The sequence below is a fragment of the Erwinia sp. E602 genome, from assembly GCF_018141005.1.
Taxonomy (GTDB): domain Bacteria; phylum Pseudomonadota; class Gammaproteobacteria; order Enterobacterales; family Enterobacteriaceae; genus Erwinia.
The window spans coordinates 332,314-353,759 of the sequence record NZ_CP046582.1 but is presented as its reverse complement, the minus strand read 5'-3'; the positions used below and the strand labels follow the sequence as shown (position 1 = coordinate 353,759).

21 protein-coding genes are annotated in these 21,446 nt (G+C 59.8%); 3 read left to right on the top strand and 18 right to left on the bottom strand.

The window, feature by feature from the left end:
- Positions 1 to 39 precede the first annotated feature (39 nt).
- Positions 40 to 2,118, top strand: a complete 2,079-nt coding sequence (locus tag GKQ23_RS02935; RefSeq protein ID WP_212409737.1) for a YccS/YhfK family putative transporter — start codon at positions 40 to 42, stop codon at positions 2,116 to 2,118.
- 200 nt (positions 2,119 to 2,318) lie between these two features.
- Here GKQ23_RS02935 and GKQ23_RS02930 read toward each other — a convergent pair whose 3' ends face one another.
- The 3 genes from GKQ23_RS02930 to ppiA all read right to left on the bottom strand — a co-directional run bounded on the left by GKQ23_RS02930 (position 2,319) and on the right by ppiA (position 4,907).
- Positions 2,319 to 3,536, bottom strand: coding sequence for an aspartate aminotransferase family protein (locus GKQ23_RS02930; protein ID WP_056232513.1), 1,218 nt, complete (start codon positions 3,534 to 3,536; stop codon positions 2,319 to 2,321).
- 86 nt (positions 3,537 to 3,622) lie between these two features.
- The gene (locus tag GKQ23_RS02925) at positions 3,623 to 4,198 is read right to left on the bottom strand and encodes an aminodeoxychorismate synthase component II (RefSeq protein WP_056232514.1); all 576 of its coding nucleotides are present in this window, start codon (positions 4,196 to 4,198) and stop codon (positions 3,623 to 3,625) included.
- 136 nt (positions 4,199 to 4,334) lie between these two features.
- Positions 4,335 to 4,907, bottom strand: coding sequence for a peptidylprolyl isomerase A (gene ppiA / locus GKQ23_RS02920; RefSeq protein ID WP_056232516.1), 573 nt, complete (start codon positions 4,905 to 4,907; stop codon positions 4,335 to 4,337).
- 275 nt (positions 4,908 to 5,182) lie between these two features.
- Between ppiA and tsgA the strand changes: the two genes are divergently transcribed.
- A complete protein-coding gene (gene tsgA / locus GKQ23_RS02915; protein ID WP_056232518.1) occupies positions 5,183 to 6,367 on the top strand; it encodes an MFS transporter TsgA in 1,185 nt (394 codons plus the stop codon).
- A 33-nt stretch (positions 6,368 to 6,400) separates the two neighbouring features.
- Here tsgA and GKQ23_RS02910 read toward each other — a convergent pair whose 3' ends face one another.
- The 14 genes from GKQ23_RS02910 to pilM all read right to left on the bottom strand — a co-directional run bounded on the left by GKQ23_RS02910 (position 6,401) and on the right by pilM (position 17,733).
- A complete protein-coding gene (locus tag GKQ23_RS02910; protein WP_212409736.1) occupies positions 6,401 to 6,781 on the bottom strand; it encodes a transcriptional regulator in 381 nt (126 codons plus the stop codon).
- Positions 6,778 to 7,122, bottom strand: coding sequence for a hypothetical protein (locus GKQ23_RS02905; RefSeq protein ID WP_212409735.1), 345 nt, complete (start codon positions 7,120 to 7,122; stop codon positions 6,778 to 6,780). Before GKQ23_RS02905 ends, GKQ23_RS02910 begins: the two co-directional genes overlap by 4 nt.
- A 202-nt stretch (positions 7,123 to 7,324) precedes the next feature.
- A complete protein-coding gene (gene trpS / locus GKQ23_RS02900; protein ID WP_056232522.1) occupies positions 7,325 to 8,329 on the bottom strand; it encodes a tryptophan--tRNA ligase in 1,005 nt (334 codons plus the stop codon).
- 5 nt (positions 8,330 to 8,334) lie between these two features.
- Positions 8,335 to 9,024 carry a phosphoglycolate phosphatase gene (locus GKQ23_RS02895; RefSeq protein WP_212409734.1) on the bottom strand — a complete coding sequence of 230 codons (690 nt, stop codon included), beginning with the start codon at positions 9,022 to 9,024 and terminating at the stop codon, positions 8,335 to 8,337.
- Positions 9,008 to 9,694 (bottom strand): ribulose-phosphate 3-epimerase, encoded by a 687-nt coding sequence (gene rpe / locus GKQ23_RS02890; protein ID WP_056232525.1) that lies wholly within the window; start codon positions 9,692 to 9,694, stop codon positions 9,008 to 9,010. Before rpe ends, GKQ23_RS02895 begins: the two co-directional genes overlap by 17 nt.
- Positions 9,695 to 9,713: 19 nt before the next feature.
- Positions 9,714 to 10,541, bottom strand: coding sequence for an adenine-specific DNA-methyltransferase (gene dam / locus GKQ23_RS02885; RefSeq protein WP_056232527.1), 828 nt, complete (start codon positions 10,539 to 10,541; stop codon positions 9,714 to 9,716).
- A gap of 127 nt (positions 10,542 to 10,668) precedes the next feature.
- Positions 10,669 to 11,718 (bottom strand): SPOR domain-containing protein, encoded by a 1,050-nt coding sequence (locus GKQ23_RS02880; protein WP_212409733.1) that lies wholly within the window; start codon positions 11,716 to 11,718, stop codon positions 10,669 to 10,671.
- Positions 11,719 to 11,810: 92 nt separating this feature from the next.
- Entirely contained in the window at positions 11,811 to 12,899 is a 1,089-nt protein-coding gene (aroB, locus tag GKQ23_RS02875; protein WP_056232532.1) for a 3-dehydroquinate synthase, read from the bottom strand.
- A gap of 51 nt (positions 12,900 to 12,950) precedes the next feature.
- Entirely contained in the window at positions 12,951 to 13,472 is a 522-nt protein-coding gene (gene aroK, locus GKQ23_RS02870) for a shikimate kinase AroK (RefSeq protein WP_056232534.1), read from the bottom strand.
- Between the two features lie 391 nt (positions 13,473 to 13,863).
- On the bottom strand, positions 13,864 to 15,084 hold the full coding sequence (gene hofQ, locus GKQ23_RS02865) for a DNA uptake porin HofQ (protein ID WP_212411532.1): 1,221 nt from the start codon (positions 15,082 to 15,084) through the stop codon (positions 13,864 to 13,866).
- Between the two features lie 67 nt (positions 15,085 to 15,151).
- Positions 15,152 to 15,550 carry a HofP DNA utilization family protein gene (locus GKQ23_RS02860; RefSeq protein WP_212409732.1) on the bottom strand — a complete coding sequence of 133 codons (399 nt, stop codon included), beginning with the start codon at positions 15,548 to 15,550 and terminating at the stop codon, positions 15,152 to 15,154.
- A 182-nt stretch (positions 15,551 to 15,732) separates the two neighbouring features.
- The gene (locus GKQ23_RS02855) at positions 15,733 to 16,242 is read right to left on the bottom strand and encodes a hypothetical protein (RefSeq protein WP_212409731.1); all 510 of its coding nucleotides are present in this window, start codon (positions 16,240 to 16,242) and stop codon (positions 15,733 to 15,735) included.
- Positions 16,243 to 16,369: 127 nt separating this feature from the next.
- Positions 16,370 to 16,912, bottom strand: coding sequence for a PilN domain-containing protein (locus GKQ23_RS02850; RefSeq protein ID WP_212409730.1), 543 nt, complete (start codon positions 16,910 to 16,912; stop codon positions 16,370 to 16,372).
- Positions 16,912 to 17,733, bottom strand: coding sequence for a type IV pilus biogenesis protein PilM (pilM, locus tag GKQ23_RS02845; RefSeq protein ID WP_212409729.1), 822 nt, complete (start codon positions 17,731 to 17,733; stop codon positions 16,912 to 16,914). The genes GKQ23_RS02850 and pilM overlap by 1 nt, the downstream gene beginning before the upstream one ends.
- A 116-nt stretch (positions 17,734 to 17,849) precedes the next feature.
- Between pilM and mrcA the strand changes: the two genes are divergently transcribed.
- Positions 17,850 to 20,405 carry a peptidoglycan glycosyltransferase/peptidoglycan DD-transpeptidase MrcA gene (gene mrcA, locus GKQ23_RS02840; RefSeq protein ID WP_212409728.1) on the top strand — a complete coding sequence of 852 codons (2,556 nt, stop codon included), beginning with the start codon at positions 17,850 to 17,852 and terminating at the stop codon, positions 20,403 to 20,405.
- A gap of 158 nt (positions 20,406 to 20,563) precedes the next feature.
- On the opposite strand, the gene nudE is transcribed toward mrcA, so the two are convergent.
- A complete protein-coding gene (nudE, locus tag GKQ23_RS02835) occupies positions 20,564 to 21,130 on the bottom strand; it encodes an ADP compounds hydrolase NudE (protein ID WP_056232545.1) in 567 nt (188 codons plus the stop codon).
- Positions 21,131 to 21,446 lie beyond the last annotated feature (316 nt).

Here is a 21,446-nt window from a genome sequence, read left to right as displayed (position 1 = left end):
CGACAGGCTTCTGTCGCGCCTTTTTTATGGGTACGGTGCATGTGGCGTAGACTCATCTATCACCCTGAGGTCAACTACGCCCTGCGGCAAACGCTGGTGCTCTGTTTGCCGGTGGCGACTGGCTGGCTGTTCGGAGCCCTGCAACAGGGTCTGCTGTTCTCTTTAGTCCCCGCCTGCTGCAACAACGCCGGCCTTGATACCCTGCATAAACGCTTCTTTAAACGCCTGATCGTCGGCGGCTCGCTGTTTGCCGGCTGCAGTTTTCTGATCCAGTATGCCGGGGCACAGGGCGTGCCGCTGCCGCTGATCCTGCTGCTGATGACGATGGTGCTTGGCGTGCTGGGTGAAATCAGCCCGCTGCACGGCCGCCTGCTGCCCGCGTCGCTGATCGCCGCCATCTTTACCTTAAGCCTGGCAGGCCGGGTGCCTGTCTGGCAGCCGCCGCTGCTGTTTATCTGCGGCACCCTGTGGTACGGACTGTTTAACGGCTTCTGGTTCTGGCTGTGGAAAGAGCAGCCGCTGCGGGAAACCCTGAGCCTGCTTTACCGTGAACTGGCGGGTTACTGCGAAGCCAAATATACCCTGCTGACCCGCCTGACCGACCCCGATACCGCGCTGCCGCCGCTGCTGATTCGTCAGCAGAAGGCGGTCGACCTGATTAATACCTGCTATCAGCAGATGCATATGCTCTCCGCCGGCCGCGATCAGCACTACCGGCGGCTGACGCGCGCCTTTCAGGTGGCGCTGGATCTGCAGGAGCATATCGCCGTCAGCCTGCATCAGCCGCAGGAGGTGCAAAAGCTGGTCGAACAGAGCCATGCAGAGGCGGTGATCCGCTGGAACGCCCGGATTATTGCCGCGCGGCTGCGCACGCTGGCGGATGATATCCTCTACCATCGTTTGTCGGCGCGCTTTGGCATGGAAAAACAGCTACAGGCGCTGGAGAAGATCGCCCGCCAGCATCCTGACAATCCGGTCGGCAACTTCTGTTATTACCACTTCAGCCGTATCGCCCGCCTGCTGCGCACCCAGCAGCCGCTCTACCGCCGCGACCTGATGGCCGACCGCCAGCGCCGCCTGCCGCTGATCCCGGCGCTGAAAAGCTACCTGTCGCTGAAGTCCACCGCGCTGCGCACCGCCGCCCGTTATGCGGTGATGCTGACCTTTGCCAGTACGCTGGCGCTGTTCTTTAACCTGCCCAAACCTTACTGGGTGCTGATGACGGTGATGTTCGTTAGCCTCAACGGTTACAGCGCTACCCGGGTACGCATTCAACACCGTGCGCTGGGCACGCTGGCCGGGCTGGCGGTGGCGGCACTCACCCTGCGCCTGCACGCGCCGGAGTCGGTGGTGCTGCTGCTGATGCTGGCGATTACGCTGGTGAGCTACCTGATTATCCGCCCGTTCTACGGCTGGGCCACGGTCGGCTTTACGGTGACCACGGTATGGACGCTGCAACTGCTGTCGCTGAACGGTGCCGATTTTCTGCTGCCGCGGCTGATGGATACGCTGATGGGCTGCCTGATCGCCTTTGGCGGCATGATCTGGCTGTGGCCACAGTGGCAGAACGGCCTGCTGCGGCAGAACGCGCACGACGCGCTGGAGGCGGACCAGGAGGCTTTGCGGCTGTTACTGGGCGACGAGCAGGATGCCGGCAAGCTGGCGTATCAGCGCATGCGCGTCAACCAGGCGCACAACGCGCTGTTTAACTCGCTGAACCAGGCGATGCAGGAGCCGGGCTTTAACTCACGCTATCTCTCCGACATGAAGCTGTGGGTGACCCACAGCCAGTTTATCGTCGAACATATCAACGCCATTACCATCCTGGCGCGCGAACATACCATGCTGACCCGATCGCTTGCGGAGCGCTATCTGCAGTCCTGTGAGATTGCCCTGCAGCGCTGTCAGCAGCGGCTGGAGTATGACGGACCGGGATCGGAGAGCAACGTGCTGGAAGCGCCTGAGGCGCTCCACGGCGGGCCAACCACCGTGGTCGAACGCCACGTTAAGCGCATCCTCAGCCACCTCAGCATAATGCACACTATCTCGTCGCTGACATGGAGCCAGCGCCCGCACCACGGCGGCTGGCTGCGCCGCCGTCTGGGCAAAAAAAACTGAGGGCGGGATCGCTCCCGCCCTCAGCATCACCGTTACCCACCGGCATCCGTCGCTGTCGCCGCTGCCGTTGGCGCCATGCTAAGTGCCCGCCCGCCAGCACGCCACACGATCGTTCAGCCAGTCAGCCAGTCAGCCAGTCAGCCAGTCAGCCAGTCAGCCAGTCAGCCAGTCAGCCAGTCAGCGTGTAAAGTCGGTGAGGCTTACGCCAGCACCTTTTCCACCGCCGCCGCGAAGCGTGCCATACCTTCGGCAATGTCGGCAGGCTCAATCACCAGCGACGGAGCAAAGCGGATCACGTCAGTCCCTGCAACCAGCACCATTACCCCTTCCGCCGCCGAGGCGGTAAGGATGTCACGCGCTTTGCCGGCGTGCTGTGGCTTCAGCGCCGCGCCGATTAACAGGCCCTTGCCGCGGATCTCGCTGAACAGGTCCAGGCGGGCATCCAGCGCCTGCAGCGCCTCGACAAACAGCTGACGGCGCTCGGCCACGCCGTCCAGCACCTCAGGGGTATTGATGATATCCAGCGCCGCTTCGGCGACCGCACAGGCCAGCGGGTTGCCGCCGTAGGTCGTGCCGTGCACGCCCGGAGCCATCACCGAGGCGATCTCATTGGTGGTCAGCATCGCGCTGACCGGGAAGCCGCCGCCCAGCGCTTTCGCGGTGGTGATAATGTCCGGCTGCACGCCGTAGTGCTCATAAGCGAACAGCTTGCCGCTGCGGCCCATACCGCTCTGCACCTCGTCCAGCACCAGCAGCGCGTTGTGCTGGTCACAGAGCTGGCGCAGGCCCTGCATAAATTCCGGCGTAGCCGGCGTGACCCCGCCCTCGCCCTGAATCGGCTCGACCACAATGGCGCAGGTGTGATCGTCGATCACCGCCTTCACCGCGGCCAGATCGTTAAACGGCACGTGAATAATGTCGGCCGGTTTCGGGCCAAAGCCGTCGGAATACTTCGGCTGGCCGCCAACCGACACGGTAAACAGCGTGCGGCCGTGGAAGGCGTTGTGGAAGGCAATAATCTTGCTTTTAAACGGACTGTGACGCTGGCTGGCGTAGTAGCGCGCCAGCTTAAAGGCGGCTTCGTTTGCTTCCGCACCGGAGTTAGCAAAAAATACGCGGTCGGCGAAGGTGGCGGCAATCAGCTTTGAAGCCAGGCGCAGCGCAGGTTCGTTGGTAAATACGTTGCTGGTGTGCCACAGGGTCTCGCCCTGCGTTTTCAGCGCCTCAACCAGCGCCGGATGGCAGTGCCCCAGCGCCGTTACCGCGATCCCACCGGAAAAATCCACGTACTCTTTTCCCTGCTGATCCCAGACGCGGCTGCCTTTTCCTTTCACCGGCACAAACTGTGCAGGTGCATAAACAGGCAAAATCACCTCATCAAAGGTCGCCCGCGTAACCGCCATTTTTTCAGCCGCCATTCCCTACCTCACCCGTTGAACGTTAAATTAACATGAAAATATAGTCATAAAATATGCATAAAAAATCACACAAAGGCAACCGTTAATCAGGTTCTGAGAAAATTTTCCAGCAGCTGATGGCCCTGCTCGCTGAGAATACTTTCCGGGTGAAACTGCACCCCCTGCAGCGGCAGCGTGCGGTGGCGAAAACCCATGATCTCATCGGGCTGACCGTCGCGCAGCGTCCAGGCCGTCAGTTCAAACTCAGCGGGCAGCGTACCGTTTTCCACGATCAGCGAATGGTAACGGGTAACGTTAAGCGGATGATTCAGCCCGGCAAACACGCCGCCGTCATTATGTTCGATGGCCGACGTCTTGCCGTGCATCACCTGGCGCGCGCGCACCACCCGTGCGCCAAACGCCTGGGCAATCGCCTGATGCCCGAGGCAGACGCCGAGGATCGGCAGCCGGCCGGCAAAGTGGCGGATCGCCTCCAGCGAAATACCGGCTTCGTTCGGGGTACAGGGGCCGGGGGAGATCACCAGCTGACGCGGTGCCAGCTGGCTGATTTCATCCAGAGTGATCGCATCGTTGCGGCGCACGCAGACCTCCGCGCCCAGCTCGCAGAAATACTGGTAAAGGTTCCAGGTAAAGGAGTCGTAGTTATCAATAAGCAGCAGCATGAAAAATCCTGATCGACGGGTTGCCGCTTATTCTACGGATTTTAGGCCGGGCTGCAGATCTGTTTCCACCGAGGCGGGCAGAACAGTGAGGCCGGTGCAGCAGGCGTGGCCTGCCACACGGGCCGCGCGGGGAGCGTTACGGCAGGACTTTGGCGGAGAGGATCACCACCGGCGTCACCGGTACATTCTGGTACGGGCCGACGTTCTGAGTCGGAACCTGCGCAATCTTGTCAGCAACGTCCATCCCTTTCACCACCTTGCCGAACACCGCGTAACCAAAATCGCGCTGGCCGTGGTCAAGGAAGGCGTTATCCGCCACGTTAATGAAGAACTGGCTGGTGGCGCTGTCCTTCTCTGCGGTGCGCGCCATGGAAATGGTGCCGCGCTTGTTCAGCAGGCCGTTATCCGCTTCATTCTTGATCGGCGCGTTGGTCGACTTCTGCTGCAGATCCGTGGTAAAGCCACCGCCCTGCAGCATAAAGCCCGGGATCACGCGGTGGAAAGTGGTGTTGTTATAAAATCCACTGTTCACATAATCGACAAAGTTTTTTGCTGAAATCGGGGCTTTCTGGTTGTTCAGCTCCAGCTCAATGTTGCCGGCTGAGGTGGTCAGCAGCACGTGCGCATCCCCTTTTGCGGCCAGCGCAGAAGCAGAGAGGGTAGAGAGCGCGAGAACGGCCGCCATGGCGGTCAAAGTACGTTTCAACATGAAAGATTCCTTACGGGGGGCGATAAGCCATAAAAGCACAGCTGATTGTAAAGAGGCACCCGGTGCCGCGCCAGTGTTTTACCTTTATTTACTCAGCCGGGCCGCCGGCGCAAACGTTATCGCATTGCACCAAACGGTGATCCTGATCACATTATGAATGAAATATGAAAATTAATGTTTCAGTAAAGATTTATGCAGATCACGAATATCGTTAAACTTCCCCGGCAACTCCCCGGGCGCCCTGCCCGTTGACTTCCTTCTAACAGGTTTCCACTATGACTAATCGCGATCGAATTGGGCTTACCTGGATCAGCTTTTTCTCCTACGCGTTGACGGGTGCTGTGGTCATCGTCACCGGCATGGTACTGGAGAATATTGCTGCCTGGTTCCATCTGCCGGTAGCGCAGATGAGCAACACCTTTACTTTCCTGAACGCCGGTATCCTGCTTGCCGTGTTCCTGAACGCCTGGCTGATGGAGATCGTACCGCTGAAGCGCCAGCTGATGTTTGGCTTCGTGCTGATGATCCTGGCGATCGCCGGCCTGATGACCACCCACAGCCTCAGCGTGTTCTCACTGTGCATGTTTGTGCTCGGCGTCGTCAGCGGTATCACCATGTCGATCGGTACCTTCCTGATCACCCACATGTACCAGGGCCGTCAGCGCGGGTCCCGCCTGCTGTTTACCGACTCGTTCTTCAGCATGGCCGGTACCATCTTCCCGATTATCGCCGCCGCCCTGCTGGCGCGTGCGCTGCCGTGGTACTGGGTATATGCCTGCATAGGCGTAATCTACGTGGCGATCTTTATTCTCGCGCTGTGCTTCGAATTCCCGGTACTGGGTAAAAAGAGCCACAGCGGACAACCGGTGGAAAAAGAGAAGTGGGGCATCGGCGTTGGCTTCCTGTCGATTGCGGCGCTGTGCTACATCCTTGGCCAGCTCGGCTTTATCGGCTGGGTGCCGCAGTATGCCACCAAAGAGATGGGCATGGATATCACCCAGGCCGGTACGCTGGTGGGCAACTTCTGGACCGCCTATATGGTCGGCATGTGGGCGTTCAGCGCCATTCTGCGCTTCTTCGATCCGCAGCGCATCCTCACCGTACTGGCGCTGGTGGCCACTGGGTTGATGTACTGGTTTATCTCCAGCAGCGATGCCTCGATGCTGAAGTGGATTATGATCTGCCTGGGCTTCTTCTCCAGCGCGATCTACACCACCATCATCACTCTCGGCTCGCTGCAGACTAAGGTCTCTTCGCCGAAGCTGGTGAACTTTATCCTGACCTGCGGCACCGTCGGTACCATGCTGACCTTCGTGGTCACCGGCCCGATCGTCGAGAAAGGCGGCGCACACGCGGCGCTGGCGACCGCCAACGGGCTGTATGCCGTGGTGTTCATCATGTGTCTGCTGCTCGGCTTCGTCAGCAAGCACAAGCAGCACGGGCATATGGGTTCCCACTAAAACAAAAAAGGCCGGAAGCGATTCCGGCCTTTTTTATGCGGCGCTGTTATCGCTCATCCAGACGCTGTCGATGCGGATTTCAAAATCGGTATACAGCGCACGCGGTTTTATCGAATTTCCCCGCTTTTCCAGATGTACAAAACCATAGCCGCTCAGCGTTTTCAGCGTGACGGATAAATTGCTCACCTGCCTGCCAGACAGCCGGGCCAGCGCGCTGATCGTTTGCGGCTGCCGCTCTGCCATCAGCCGTAACAGCGCGATATTTTCATTGCTGAGGATCTGCCCGATGGCGTTCACCGAAGCAAACCAGACTTTCGGTTCATCCGGCAGCGGCTGATATTTGCCTGAGGCAATCGCCAGCATCCGCTTTCTCAGAATCTGTTCAGGGATCACACCGATTAATGCTTTCATCATTTACCTCTATCCTCACTGACAACGCGATCTACTGCGGCAAAAAAATCATCTAAAAGCTGAGCGGCAGAGTGAAAGAAATAGGGATAACCCGGATCGATTGAGTTTCGGTGCAGATGGTCATACACCACCAGACGCGCAGGGAACCCCCCTTTTTTGGGAGGATCGATCGCATGTGCATTATCCATCCCGAAAACGCGATGGTTGTAGCGGATACCATGCGGTCTGAACCGTGATTTCTCAACGCCATAGGCCTCGATTTTCCACCAGTAGCCGTTATCCAGCGTGAACTGGTAGCCATGCATATCAAGCAACGTTCGTAAGCCATAATCTTCCTGATCCATTCTGTCACCCCATATCCTTATGGGCGGATCATAACATCAGAATAAGGACATTCAATCTCCCGCGCCAGAAACAGCACAAAGAGGCTTTGCATACATAGCCAAAGGGCCGTAAGTCCGGATTATGGGTACAAGGGACGTTCAGAGGAGGTGGAGGTAGAAGTGGAAGGAAGTAGCGGGCCGCCTGACGGCCCGCGGGTAAGGCTTACGGCTGGGCAACGAAGCCAATCGCTTCGTATACCTTCTTCAGCGTCTCCTGCGCGCGGGCGCGGGCTTTGGCCGCTCCGTCACGCATCACCTGCTCAAGGAAGGCTTCATCGTTGCGGTAACGATGGTAGCGCTCCTGCAGCTCGCTGAGCATCGCGGAAACGGCGTCCGCTACCGCGCCCTTCAGGTGGCCGTACATCTGGCCTTCAAACTGTTTTTCCAGCTCGGCTACCGGAGTGCCGGTCACGCCGGAGAGGATATCCAGCAGGTTAGAAACGCCCGGTTTCTCTTTCACGTCGTAACGCACCACCGGCGGCTCGTCGCCGTCGGTCATCGCACGTTTGATCTTCTTGACCACCGACTTCGGATCTTCCAGCAGGCCAATCACGTTGTTGCGGTTGTCGTCAGATTTGGACATCTTTTTGGTCGGCTCCAGCAGCGACATTACGCGCGCGCCGGATTTAGGAATAAACGGCTCCGGCACCTTAAAGATCTCGCCGTACAGCGCGTTGAAACGTGAAGCGATATCGCGACTCAGCTCGAGGTGCTGCTTCTGATCGTCGCCCACCGGCACCTGGTTGGTCTGGTACAGCAGGATATCCGCCGCCATCAGCACCGGATAGTCAAACAGCCCGGCGTTGATGTTCTCTTCGTAGCGTGCGGACTTATCCTTGAACTGGGTCATGCGGCTCAGCTCACCAAAATAGGTGTAGCAGTTCAGCACCCAGCCGAGCTGCGCGTGCTCGGGCACGTGGGACTGAACGAAGATGGTGCTTTTTGCCGGATCGATACCGCAGGCCAGGTAGAGCGCCAGCGTATCCAGTGAGGCTTTACGCAGGGCCACCGGATCCTGACGGACGGTAATAGCATGCATATCCACGATGCAGTAAACGCAGTGATAGTCGTCCTGCATCTGAACCCACTGACGCAGCGCACCCATATAGTTGCCGATGGTCAGTTCACCTGAAGGCTGTGCGCCGCTGAATACGATGGGTTTGCTCATGATAGTCATCCTGATAATGGCAGCCCGAGTGCGGGCAATAAATCGTTAAAGTGATCGAGCGTGAGGTCCGGCTGGCTGGTGGCGATCGGCTCACCGTGGTTGTAGCCGTAGGTCATACCGATGCAGGGACATCCCGCCGCCTGCGCCGCCAGAATATCATTGCGCGAGTCGCCGACAAACAGCAATTCCGCGGGCAGCAGGCCAAAATGACCCAGCACCATAAACAGCGGCGCCGGGTGCGGCTTTTTCACCGGCACATCATCACCGCCGATGATCAGCGAGAAGTAGCCGGCGATGCCGAGGGACGCCAGCAGCGGCGCGACAAACGGCGTGGGTTTGTTGGTGACCAGCGCCATCGGCAGGTTGTGTGCCGCCAGCACGGCCAGCGTCTCGCGCACCTGCGGATAGAGCAGGCTGCCGCTGTTTATGCTCTGTGCGTAGTGCTGGTCCAGCAGCAGGCGCGCCTCGCGCAGGTATTCAGGCTGCGGTGCATGGCCCTGCGCCCAGGTCAGCGCACGTTCAATCAGCACGTCGGCGCCGTTACCAATCCAGGTGGCCACCCGTTCGAGGCCGGCCACCGGCAAATCCAGCTCGGTTAAAGCCGCGTCCACCGCGGCCGCCAGGCCCGGCGCGCTGTCGGTCAGCGTACCGTCAAGATCAAACGCCAGCGCGCGAGGTTTAGTGAAACGCGCCATGATGAGATTTCTCCAGTTCGGTACGCATTTCGTCGATCACTTTCTTGTAGTCAGGATGACCAAAAATGGCCGAACCGGCGACAAACATATCGGCACCCGCCGCTGCGATCTCAGCGATATTATCGACCTTCACGCCGCCATCCACTTCCAGGCGAATATCAAAGCCGCTCTGGTCGATCAGCTTGCGCACCTGGCGCAGTTTGTCGAGGGTGCCGGGGATAAACGACTGGCCGCCAAAGCCCGGGTTGACCGACATCAGCAGGATCACATCCAGCTTGTCCATCACATAGTCGAGAATGCTCAGCGGCGTCGCCGGGTTCAGCACCAGGCCCGCTTTACAGCCGTGCTCTTTAATCAGCTGCAGCGTACGGTCAACGTGTTCAGAGGCTTCAGGGTGGAAGGTGATATAGCTGGCACCAGCTTTAGCGAAGTCCGGCACCAGACGGTCAACGGGTTTGACCATCAGGTGCACGTCGATCGGCGCGGTAATGCCATAATCGCGCAGCGCTTTCAGCACCATTGGCCCCATAGTGAGGTTGGGCACGTAGTGGTTATCCATTACGTCGAAATGCACCACGTCACCGCCAGCGGCAAGCGCCTTCGCCGTGTCTTCACCCAGGCGGGCAAAATCTGCGGCCAGAATCGATGGGGCAATTAAAAACTTTTTCATTCGTTTCTCCCAAATCACTTCATGGTTTTTTACCGACGCCGCTGTACAGCGCCAGAAGCTCACTCACCTTACTACGCGTGGTGCCGCTGCGGCTGATCGAGCGTCGCACCTTAATTTCGTGCAGTTTCGCCTGATGATACCACTCACGCGTCAGCGGCGTGTCATGGTTGGAGATCAGCACCGTAACGCTCTCACTCGCCAGCGTCATCGCCAGCTCGGCCAGATGCTGCTGCTCGCGCAGGCTGAAACTGTTGGTGTGGTAGGCCGTAAAATTGGCGGTGGCGGACAGCGGCGCGTACGGCGGATCGCAGTAGACCACCGTGCCCGGCAGCGCCTTGGTCAGGGTAGCATCGTAGGATTCACAGACAAAGATCGCCTTCTGCGCCCGTTCAGCAAAGCCGTAAAGCTCCTCTTCCGGGAAATAAGGCTTACGATAACGACCGAAAGGCACGTTGAACTCGCCGCTCAGGTTATAACGGCACAGGCCGTTGTAGCAGTGGCGATTCAGGTACAGGAACAGCAACGCACGCCGGTATGAATCACGGCTGAGGTTGAACTCCCGCCGCAGGGCATAGTACACCTCCGAATCATTCACTTCCGGGGTAAACAGTGCACGTGCGTCGCCGACAAACTCGTCGGTGCGGTCTTTAACGATGTTATAGAGGTTAATCAGGTCGCTGTTGATATCAGCCAGAAGATAGCGCGGATACTGCGTATTGAGAAAGACCGACCCGGCACCGACAAACGGCTCGATCAGACAGTCCCCTTCCGGCAGATGGCGACGGATGTCGTCCAGTAGGGGATACTTCCCTCCTGCCCACTTCAAAAAAGCGCGATTTTTTTTCATGCCGTCGTTAATTATTTTTACTCATCAGGCTGTGGTTACACCGACAGCATATCTGCGCTCAGAACTGTCCACGTGCCTGCGGCACGCTCACACACTTCAGTAATCGCCGGGTTGCCCCGGCGGAGAATTATTTTCCGGCTTCTTTTTTCACCTGGCTGACCGGCTTCACCCAGGGGTTCTGCGCCCGGACTTCAGCAGGTAATGTCGCGACAGCGCGTTTGGCATCGGCAGAGGTGGCATAAGAACCACTGACCAGCACGTACCACGGCTGACCGTTACGCGTGGTCTGATAGACATGGTAGCCGTTGAGATTCTGCTTTCTTGCCCAGGCGTTCAGCGTATCTGAACGGGATGCGCTGCTCAGCTGCAGGGTGAAATTCCCGCCAGGCGTTGAACCGCCTGAGGCCACCGGGCTTCTGCTGGCGGTGTTGCTGCCTGCACTGGTGCCGGTGCTGCGGCTGGCAGGAGCGCTGCTGGCGGCATGATTAACCGTACTGCGCGCCGTGGACTGGGGTTTGCTTTCAGCGTGAGCCGCTTTGCTGTTGGGCTTATGCGCCGCCGCAGGTTTGCTGCTCTGCTGCGCGCCAACGGACGAACCGGCCAGCGGTTTACCGGCCAGGGCACGGCTGCCCGCACCTGCGGCTACGGTAGCCGGAGCCACCGGCAGGGTGGAGTCGCCGATGCCGCTCTGGGCTGCCGCATCCACCTGCCCCTGCTGATTGCTCAGGGCGTTATTCAGATCGCCCGGCAGCTCGACCCGCTGCTGATTTTGCGGTGTTGGCAGTGCCTGCGCTTCGGTTGGGCTGGACGCAATCTGCGGCGCGCTCAGCTCCTGTGGCGAGCTGCCCTGGCCGCTGGTCACCGGCTGCCCTTCAGCCGCTGCCGCAGAGGGGGATGAACCACTCATCGACGAGGAGCCAGAAAGGTCGATATTTTTCTCTGCGCTGCCGCTGGCCGGTGTGTTGCCGCCACTCTGTGCCGTGCTGCTGTCGGGCGACTTCAGCGCCGATCCAATCCCCACCACCAGCAGGATCAGCACCAGGATACCGATCGCCATCATCATATGCTGACGTGATACCGGTACCTTTGGCGCAGCGGAAGGCGTTTTACGGGGCCGCGTAGGTCGGCGATCGCTGGTGTCAGGTTTTAACTCGTCTTCCGGTTTAAACTCGTCCATTTAATCTCCTCCCATAGAGCAGCAAAGCCGTTCAAACCCTGTGAACGGCCGTAACATCTGAAGATGAACCCGCGGCAGAGCGCGGGTGGATATCACGGCTTCAGACAATCCTGAACAGAAGCCAGCACCATATCATGTGGCACATCACTACGCACTTCGGCCTGGCCTACCTTTAACGGCAGGACCAGACGCAGTTTACCGCCGATCACTTTTTTATCACGCATCATCAGTGGTAAATAGTCGGCGGGAGCCATGCTTTCCGGGCCATGTACCGGTAATCCGGCACGCTGCAGCAGCGCAATAACCCTTGCCACGTCTTCGGCAGTGAACTGACCCAGGCGCTGTGCGTTACGCGCGGCCATCACCATACCGGCCGCCACGGCTTCACCGTGCAGCCAGTTGCCGTAACCCATAAAGGTTTCGATCGCATGACCGTAAGTATGGCCCAGATTAAGCAGCGCGCGTTGCCCACGCTCATGCTCATCGGCCGCCACCACTTCCGCTTTCAGTTCGCAGCAGCGGCGGATGCAGTAAGCCATTGCGCCAGCATCCAGCGCCAGCAGATCGTCGATATGCTGTTCCAGCCAGCTGAAAAACTCGCCGTCGAGGATGATGCCGTACTTAATCACTTCCGCCAGGCCAGAGGCCAGCTCGCGCTTCGGCAGCGTTTTCAGGCAGTCGAGATCGATAATAACCGAGGCCGGTTGATAAAACGCCCCGATCATGTTTTTACCCAGCGCATGGTTCACGCCGGTTTTACCGCCAACGGAGGAATCCACCTGTGATAACAGCGTGGTGGGGACCTGAATAAAGCGCACGCCGCGCTGATAGCTGGCGGCAGCAAAACCGGTTAAATCACCGATCACTCCACCACCCAGCGCGACCAGCGTGGTATCACGGCCGTGGGGTTTAGACAGCAGCGCGGTAAACACCTGGTCCATCACGGCCAGCGTCTTATGCTGTTCACCGTCGGGCAGGATCACGCTGTCGACCAGCACGCCGGCACCTTCAAGGCGTGCGCGCACAACGTCCAGATAGAGAGGAGCCAGGGTCTGGTTGGTCACCAGCATAACCTGATCGCCTGCCTTCAGTGGCCAGAATGAAGCCGGGTCGTTAAACAATCCGGCGGCGATAGTAATGGGGTAACTGCGCTCCCCCAGCGTTACTGTAATCCTCTCCATGACGCCATATCACCTTTTGTGCGCTGCCCAGGACAGGGCATCAGAGCGTTATCAGCTCTTCTCCAGCATATTGATAATCTGATTAGCGACCACTTTCGCACTCTGATCGTCGGTGCGGATGGTAACGTCAGCAATCTCTTCATACAGCGGGTTGCGTTCGTCAGCTAAGGCTTCCAGCACTTCACGTGGCGGAGAGGCCACCTGCAGCAACGGACGCTTTTTATCGCGCTGAGTACGTGCCAGCTGCTTTTCGATGGTCGTTTCAAGATAGACCACCACGCCACGAGCGGAAAGACGGTTGCGCGTTTCGCGAGACTTGACGGAACCGCCACCTGTCGCCAGCACAATGCCCTGTTTTTCAGTGAGTTCGTTAATGATTTTTTCTTCGCGGTCGCGGAAGCCGTCTTCGCCTTCAACGTCGAAAACCCAGCCCACATCCGCTCCGGTACGTCGCTCAATTTCTTGATCGGAATCGAAAAATTCCATATTGAGTTGCTGAGCTAATTGACGCCCAATAGTGCTTTTGCCGGCACCCATAGGCCCAACCAGAAAGATATTGCGTTTCTCTGCCATTTTTTCGATATAACTAAGACAATTCGTTGATGATACCCCACCCTAAACCAGGCAGGACATGAACTGAAACCTCATGAGCGATAGTGCGAGAGTCAGACTAAAAATTATCTCAACACTGAAGGTGTTTTGGCAACCGATTAAATTTACCTTGCCCATTGCACACAGAACTGTCGCGCGTTTCAGTCCGCTTCATTTATCAGCCGGATGTGGTTGCAGCGGCTACGCCGGTTGCGCACGATAAAAAACGGTTAAAATGCATACGCTAATGGGCCGCTGGCCCGTAATTCAAAATCGCTAAACCTTGTAAGCTAATTCCGCCCTTGCGTCAAACGTAACCGTTACCAATTCCGGAAAAAACATGCTGGTGCTTCAGTTTGGTTCAAAATTCGCATTAATCGCTGCGGATCAGCCTTGGTGTGATGAAGATCACCAATTCTCGCCTTTTCTGCTCACGAACACCGTGCCGGAACAGGGCGCCCAGCAGTGGAATATCCCCGAGCAACGGTACCGCTCTCCGGCCGGCAGCGCTCTCCTGCTGGAAAATACCGCCCAGCGCCAGCGTCTGGCCATCCTTCAGCGTCACCTGGGTGGTGATCTCCTGTTTATCGATGGTCAGCACCTCGCTGTCACCGCTGCGCATCGTGCGCCCGGGCACGTTCTGCGTGATGTGCAGCTTCAGCAAAATACGTCCGTTGGCCTGCACCGCCGGGGTCACCTCCATGCCCAGCACCGCCTCTTTAAACTCCATGGTGGTCGAGCCGCTGTTACCGGTCGCCACTTCATACGGGATCTCAGTGCCCTGCTTAATGCTGGCCGTCTGCTGGTGCGAAGTAAACAGGCGCGGGCTGGCGATGATATCCGCCTGATGCTCACGCTCCAGCGCGCTGAGCTCCAGCTCCAGCAGGCGGCCGTTCAGCCGTGCGAGGGTAAAACCGGCCGCCGCCGCGGGCCGCGCCACACCGAGGTCAACGCGCAGCTGGCTGGCACGCAGGGCGTCAGCGACCGGCGGCTCGCCGCCCAGCCCCCAGTTAACGCCAAGCTCACGCAGGCTCTCTTCACTCAGGGTAACAATCTGCGCGGCCAGCTCGATCTGCTGTAGCGGCACGTCAAGCGAGCGCAACCAGCGGCCGGTCTGCTCTAACGCCTGCGCCGTGTCGCGCAGCAGCAGCGTGTTGGTACGGGTATCCAGCGTTACCGACCCGCGTGGCGTCATCAACTGCGCACGTTCACTCTGCAGGCTGGCATTGACCACGCTGGCATCGGCATGCTGCAGCGTCAGGTTCAGCGTCTGCAGCGGCATACGGCGCTCGCGATCTTCCCGTTGCTGCTCGGCCTCACGCTGCTTCTCCTGCTGCCGGCCGGGGGGATAGATCAGCATCACGTTGCCCTGCTGTTCCAGGCTCAGCCGCCCCAGCTTCAGTACCAGTTGCAACGCCTGACGCCAGGGCACCCCCTCCAGGCGCAGGCTGATGCGCCCCTCCACGCCGGGTGCCAGCATCAGGTTAAGCTGCTGGTAGTCGGCCAGCGCCTGCAGCACCTGGCCCACCGGCGCATCATCAAAGTTAAGCGACAGCGGCACGCGCCCGGCCTGCGGCCTGCGTTCAGCTGGCAGCGTCCGCTCAGCTACCGGAGGGCGGTCAGCCAGCAGCACAGGCTCAGCCAACGGCGTACGTTCAGGTTCAGCCAGCGCCGGACCGCTGAGCGCCAGCAGCAGCAGTGGGATTGGTAGTCTGTCCACGGTTTCTCTCCTTGAGTGCCAGCCTCAGCGGCGGCGGGCAGCCGTTGTCTGCGCCCAGCGTGATGCTGAACCGGGCAATCTCCACTACCTGCCAGCGGGTCCCCGGCAGAGTTTCACCGGCCCGCAGCCGCAGCCGGGTGGCCGGCGGGGCCACCAGCCAGGCATGAAACTCGCCCGGCTGGCCAATCACCCCCTGCAGTTGCCAGCTCAGCCGTTCGGCGGCCTGCAGCTCACAGCGGGCCAGCGCCGGCGGGGCAAAAGGGTCACGCAGAGTCACCCCCTCCCCGGCCAGTAACGGCCCCGGCAGCAGCAGGGAGAGTATGAAGGTCGCTCCACGCACCTTAAGAAGTGGGCAGCGTGGTACAGCCGCACAAAGCCTGTTAAGCAGCCTACAGCGCGATATGGCTGCACAAAGCCCATCAGGCAGCCGACAGCGCCATATGGCTGCACAAAGCCCATCAGGCAGCCGACAGATCGTGGTAGCCGCTCTGAGCGGCACCTTCAGCCGGCGGTAACGCGTGATCATCGCGCGCCCCCGACATCCGGCTCCGTCACCAGCGTCAGCAGCAGACGCAGTGCCTCAGCGTTACCGTGCAGCGAAAGCCGTACGATCGACACCGTCGGCCGCAGCGTGGTCAGGTAATCCAGCAGCCGGATAAACTGCGGCCACTGCAGCGTCAGCGCCAGCTCCCCGCCCTGTGGGCCGGGCTGCCAGTGCTGCAGCCGCGCGCCGCTTTCACTCAGCAGTGCCGGCAGGGAGAAGTCGCGCCGTGCCTCGCCAGCCGCCTGCAGTTGCTCTAGCCTGGCGCGAAGCGTGCTCAGCGCCGGTATTTTTTGCAGCTGTTGCAACTGCAAACGGTAACGCAGCAGCGCCTGACGCTGCTGGTGTGCCAGCTGGTCAGCCTGCTGCAGCGCCGGTCTGGCTCCCCACAGCCACCCCAGCGCCGCCAGCACAGCCACCAGCGCCAGCACGCTGGCGGTTTTCAGCCACCACGCGGCCTGCAGCCACCTGAGCAGATAACGTTGAGTCATGCGTGTTCTCCCTGTCGCCTGCAAACCGGCAAAAAATACGTCACTGTCGCTCGTTCTGTCGTCAGCCGGACAGATAAGCCCGGGTCATGAGGGTTCTCCTGCAGCCCGCCCAGCCGGCAGTCCTGAATCACGGGGGCACCGGTTGACGCAAATGAACCTGCAGGCTGAAATGCACCTCGTCCTCTGCGTTACGCACCACGCTGCCGGACGTGACCTGCTGCACCCAGCTCAGCTGCCCGAGACGGTCACGGAACCTGTGCACGCCCGCAACGCCACGGCTGGCACCTTGCAGCTGCACGCCAGCGGTGCCTGTTTTCAGCTCGCTCAGCCACACCCCGGCAGGAATGACCTGCGCTATCCGTTCTGCAACATCCCGCCACTGCAGAAGCCGTTGCAGCCGCTGCTGCTGCTGCAGGCGCTGCAGTTGCAGAGCGTTCAGCGGCTGCAAAACGGCCTGCGTGCGCGCCTGCAGTGCGGCGGCCAGCCGCTGCGCCTCGACGCAGGTTGCCAACAGCGCCTTCTGCTGGCGGTTAAGCTGATGCTGCCACTGCAGCCACAGACCCGGCAGGGCACTCAACAACGGCAGAGCCACCAACAGCAGCAGACACCAGCGCCGCCACTGCCGCCGCAGGCGCTGCGTGCGCCACGGCAGCAAATTGACCGGCACCATCAGCGATCCTCCGGGCGCAGCGCCAGCCCGATCGCCAGCGAAAAAGCACCGGCACAGGCAGGTAACGGCGGCTGCCAGAAGCGCATCGTCTGCAGCGGAGACAGCGCCAGGGTGCCCGGCGGCGGCGGCTCCGCCAGCGCCGAGCTGTACCAGATCTCACCCGCCGCCGGCAGCTTACTCAGACGCAGGCTGCCAAAGTCTGCCGCCTCCTCCAGCGCACACCATCCCCACGGCTGCTCTGCATGCTGCGGTGCATACCACAGCCAGTGATCGCTGGTGCGGTGTACCAGCGTGGCGTGAGGGTCAAGGTTCAGGGTAGCGGCCAGCACGCCGAGTGCACCGGGGGTCAGTTCCAGCACCTGCGGCACCAGGCCGGCCTGCTGCAGACAACTGACCCAGCTGTGTAACGCTTCCTGGCGGGTGGCGGTCAGCATCAGTTGCCCGGCGGCCGCAGAGCGGTAATCCAGCGCCAGCGCCTCCGGCTCGATCGGGAACAGCTGACGCGCCGCCGCGGTGATATAGCGGTGGCGATCGGGTTCGTGCAGGCGCATCGCCGGCAGGCTCAGCGGGCGCTGCATTACCGGATGTGGCGGGAACCCCACCCGTAGCGAAAAGCGGCCCGGCAACAGCCGACGCCAGCGCTGCAACAGCGCGCTAACGATGTCCGGACGTTGCATGAGGCCATTTCTTAACGTATCTTGCGGCAGGTCGTGTTGCCACCAGTGGCGGAGCTGCCAGCCGTTGCGGCGTTGCTGAACGGCAAGGGCACACAGCTGCCCGTTTTGAATATCCAGCCCGATCTGCCATATCTGAAGAGCCATGCGGCGATCTCCTTATCGTCAGTTTTAAAAGGACGTATCCAAGCTACTGGCTAGCCTTTATACTACCGCGCGATTGTTTATAAACTGCCCAATCGACTTTAAATGGGAAATATCAGGTGAAGTTCGTAAAGTATTTATTGATCCTTGCAGTGTGTTGCATTTTGCTGGGAGCAGGCTCGATCTATGGTTTATACAAATACATAGAGCCGCAGCTACCCGACGTCGCCACGCTGAAAGATGTGCGTCTGCAGACGCCGATGCAGGTGTTCAGCGCAGACAACGAGCTGATCGCCCAGTACGGTGAGAAACGCCGTATCCCCCTGACGCTGCAGCAGATGCCGCCGCAGCTGGTGAAGGCCTTTATTGCCACCGAAGACAGCCGCTTTTATGAGCACCACGGCGTCGATCCGATCGGCATTTTCCGTGCGGCCAGCATTGCGCTGATGTCAGGGCACGCCTCGCAGGGTGCCAGTACCATCACCCAGCAGCTGGCGAGGAACTTCTTCCTCAGCCCCGAAAAAACGCTGACGCGCAAAATCAAGGAAGCCTTCCTGGCGATTCGTATCGAACAGACGATGAGCAAAGATGAGATCCTTGAGCTGTACCTGAACAAGATCTACCTCGGCTACCGCGCCTATGGCGTGGGCGCGGCGGCGCAGGTCTACTTCGGTAAAAACGTCGATGAGCTGTCGCTGAGCGAAATGGCGATGATTGCCGGCCTGCCGAAAGCGCCGTCGACCTTTAACCCGCTCTACTCCCATACCCGGGCGGTGCAGCGCCGTAATACGGTGCTGGCGCGCATGCTGGACCAGCAGTACATCACCCAGTCACAGTATGATGATGCGCGTAACACGCCGCTGGTCGCTAACTACCACACGCCGGAGATCGCCTTCGGCGCCGCGTATCTGACCGAAATGGTGCGCCAGGAGATGGTTAAGCGTTACGGTGAAGACGCCTACAACGACGGCTACAAGGTTTACACCACCGTCACCCGCAAGCTGCAGCTGGCCGCGCAGGACGCGGTACAGAACAACGTGATCGCCTACGATATGCGCCACGGCTACCGCGGCCCGGCCAGCGTGCTGTGGCAGGCCAGCCAGCCGGCCTGGGGCCATACGGAGATCGTGAAGACCCTGAGAGCGCTGCCGGTCTATGGCCCGCTTAATCCGGCGGTGGTCACCCAGGCGAGCAGCGAGCAGGCCAGCGCCACGCTGCGTGACGGCAGCATCGTCAGCCTCGATCTGGCGGCCGTCCGCTGGGCGCGTCCGTTTAAGTCGGATACGCTGCAGGGCGCCACACCACGCTCCGTGAGCCAGGTGCTGCAACCCGGCCAGCAGATCTGGCTACGCCAGGTGGATAACGCCTGGCAGCTCGCCCAGGTGCCGGACGTCAACTCCTCGCTGGTGTCGCTCGATCCCAACGACGGTGCCGTGCGCGCGCTGGTCGGCGGCTTCGACTTCAACCTCAGCAAATTTAACCGCGCCACCCAGGCGCTGCGTCAGGTCGGTTCGAACATCAAACCCTTCCTGTATACCGCAGCGATGGATCGCGGCCTGACGCTGGCCTCGATCCTCAACGACGTGCCGATCTCGCGCTGGGATGCCGGTGCCGGTGCCGACTGGCGGCCGAAAAACTCACCGAACACCTACGCCGGGCCAATCCGCCTGCGCCAGGGGCTGGGTGAGTCGAAAAACGTGGTGATGGTGCGCGCCATGCGCGCCATGGGCGTCGACTATGCCGCTGAGTATCTGCAACGCTTCGGCTTCCCGGCGGAAAATATCGTGCATACCGAATCGCTGGCGCTGGGCTCGGCCTCCTTCACCCCGCTGCAGATGGTGCGCGGATATTCGGTGATGGCCAACGGCGGTTTCCTGGTCGATCCGTACTTTATTACCCGCATTGAGAACGAGCAGGGTGACAAGGTCTTTGAGGTCAAACCGAAAATCGCCTGCCCGCAGTGCAATCTGCCGGTGATTTACGGCGAGACCCAAAAAGCGGTGGCGCTGAGTGAAGACAGCGTGGAAAACGTGGCGGTATCGCAGGAGAAAACCAACTTTGCCGTACCGCAGCCGCAGCTGGGCGAAGTCACTCAGCAGCAGGTGCAGCAGGACGGTGAGCAGCAGTATGCGCCACACGTGATCAACACCCCGCTGTCGTTCCTGATCAAAAGCGCGCTGAACTCGAACATCTTCGGCGAGCCGGGCTGGATGGGCACCGGCTGGCGTGCCGGCAAGGAGCTGAAACGCAACGATATCGGCGGCAAAACAGGCACCACCAACAGCTCGAAGGACGCCTGGTTCTCCGGCTACGGCCCTGGCGTGGTGACCTCGGTGTGGATTGGTTTTGACGACCACCGCCGCGATCTGGGGCGCACCACTGCGTCAGGGGCGATCAAGGAGCAGATCTCCGGCTACGAAGGCGGGGCCAAGAGTGCTCAGCCGGCGTGGGATGATTATATGAAAAGCGCGCTGGATGGCGTACCGCTAGAGCCACTGACGCCGCCGCAGGGCGTGGTGACGGTGAATATCGACCGCGGCACCGGTAAGCTGGCCAACGGTGGCGGCAACACCCGCCAGGAGTACTTTATCGAGGGCACCCAGCCCACCGAATACTCCGTGCACGACACCGGTACCACGCTTATTGATAACGGCGAAAGCCACGAGCTGTTCTGATCGAGTGATGCCGGGCCAGCCCGGCGGTTCAGCGATACAGGCCGGGGCAACCCGGCCTTTTTTTATCCCCGCGCCCGATCCTGACTAAGGTTGTGACTGCGCGTTTACCCTAAAGGGGTCACCGCTGTATGACTGCACGTACCGCGTTTACCTGCGGATCAGTACGCTATACGCCCCTGCTTCACCAGCCATTCACGCACCAGAAACAGCGCGCTGACGTTACGCGCTTCGCGGAAATCCGGCTCATCAAGCAGCGCCAGCAGGTTGTTAAGCGGCCAGCGCAGCTGCGGCAGCGGCTCCGGTTCATCTCCTTCAAGCTGTTCCGGATATAACCCTTCCGCCACCACGATATTCATCTTGCTGGAGAAATAGGAGGGGGCCATGGTCAGCCTGCCGAGACTTTCCAGCTGCTCTGCCCCAAAACCGGCCTCTTCTTTCAGCTCACGGTTCGCGGCTTCAAACGGGGTTTCACCCGGGTCGATCAACCCTTTAGGGAAGCCCAGCTCGTAGCACTCCAGCCCCACCGCGTACTCCTGAATCAGGATCAGGTGATCGTCAACGATCGGCACAATCATCACCGCTTCACGATCGGACGGGCGCATCCGTTCATAGACCCGGCGTGCGCCGTTGCTGAAGGCAAGATCCACCGCTTCAACGGTAAACAACCGCGATTGCGCCACCGTCTCGACCTTGAGGATGTCAGGTTTTTGTAATTGTCTGGTCATCATGGCCCCAGGATATAACCGAAGTAAGCGCCGGTACCCGCGTCGACAGCGAGAACTGACCGTATTAACGTTCATTGTGCGGCAGCCACCGCAGGAATCCAATCATCGCATGAATCATTTCACCTATTTATAACAAATCATTGTAAACATAAGGAAATTCTTTTAATGCAAGTCAAGCCACCCACAGATAAATAGGATTATGCCGATATTCTTCATGAGAAATTCCGGGTACCATTCAGGACGGGCATCGAATACAAACATTATAACGCTATGATTTTTATTACTCTTTTTCCATTTATTGCTGATTGCAAGCACG

Coding starts and splice junctions, on each gene's coding strand:
- GKQ23_RS02935 (WP_212409737.1), top strand. CDS start 40: ATGTGGCGTAGACTCATCTATCACCCTGAGGTCAACTACGCCCTGCGG.
- GKQ23_RS02930 (WP_056232513.1), bottom strand. CDS start 3,536: ATGGCGGCTGAAAAAATGGCGGTTACGCGGGCGACCTTTGATGAGGTG.
- GKQ23_RS02925 (WP_056232514.1), bottom strand. CDS start 4,198: ATGCTGCTGCTTATTGATAACTACGACTCCTTTACCTGGAACCTTTAC.
- ppiA (WP_056232516.1), bottom strand. CDS start 4,907: ATGTTGAAACGTACTTTGACCGCCATGGCGGCCGTTCTCGCGCTCTCT.
- tsgA (WP_056232518.1), top strand. CDS start 5,183: ATGACTAATCGCGATCGAATTGGGCTTACCTGGATCAGCTTTTTCTCC.
- GKQ23_RS02910 (WP_212409736.1), bottom strand. CDS start 6,781: ATGATGAAAGCATTAATCGGTGTGATCCCTGAACAGATTCTGAGAAAG.
- GKQ23_RS02905 (WP_212409735.1), bottom strand. CDS start 7,122: ATGGATCAGGAAGATTATGGCTTACGAACGTTGCTTGATATGCATGGC.
- trpS (WP_056232522.1), bottom strand. CDS start 8,329: ATGAGCAAACCCATCGTATTCAGCGGCGCACAGCCTTCAGGTGAACTG.
- GKQ23_RS02895 (WP_212409734.1), bottom strand. CDS start 9,024: ATGGCGCGTTTCACTAAACCTCGCGCGCTGGCGTTTGATCTTGACGGT.
- rpe (WP_056232525.1), bottom strand. CDS start 9,694: ATGAAAAAGTTTTTAATTGCCCCATCGATTCTGGCCGCAGATTTTGCC.
- dam (WP_056232527.1), bottom strand. CDS start 10,541: ATGAAAAAAAATCGCGCTTTTTTGAAGTGGGCAGGAGGGAAGTATCCC.
- GKQ23_RS02880 (WP_212409733.1), bottom strand. CDS start 11,718: ATGGACGAGTTTAAACCGGAAGACGAGTTAAAACCTGACACCAGCGAT.
- aroB (WP_056232532.1), bottom strand. CDS start 12,899: ATGGAGAGGATTACAGTAACGCTGGGGGAGCGCAGTTACCCCATTACT.
- aroK (WP_056232534.1), bottom strand. CDS start 13,472: ATGGCAGAGAAACGCAATATCTTTCTGGTTGGGCCTATGGGTGCCGGC.
- GKQ23_RS02855 (WP_212409731.1), bottom strand. CDS start 16,242: ATGACTCAACGTTATCTGCTCAGGTGGCTGCAGGCCGCGTGGTGGCTG.
- GKQ23_RS02850 (WP_212409730.1), bottom strand. CDS start 16,912: ATGGTGCCGGTCAATTTGCTGCCGTGGCGCACGCAGCGCCTGCGGCGG.
- pilM (WP_212409729.1), bottom strand. CDS start 17,733: ATGGCTCTTCAGATATGGCAGATCGGGCTGGATATTCAAAACGGGCAG.
- nudE (WP_056232545.1), bottom strand. CDS start 21,130: ATGACCAGACAATTACAAAAACCTGACATCCTCAAGGTCGAGACGGTG.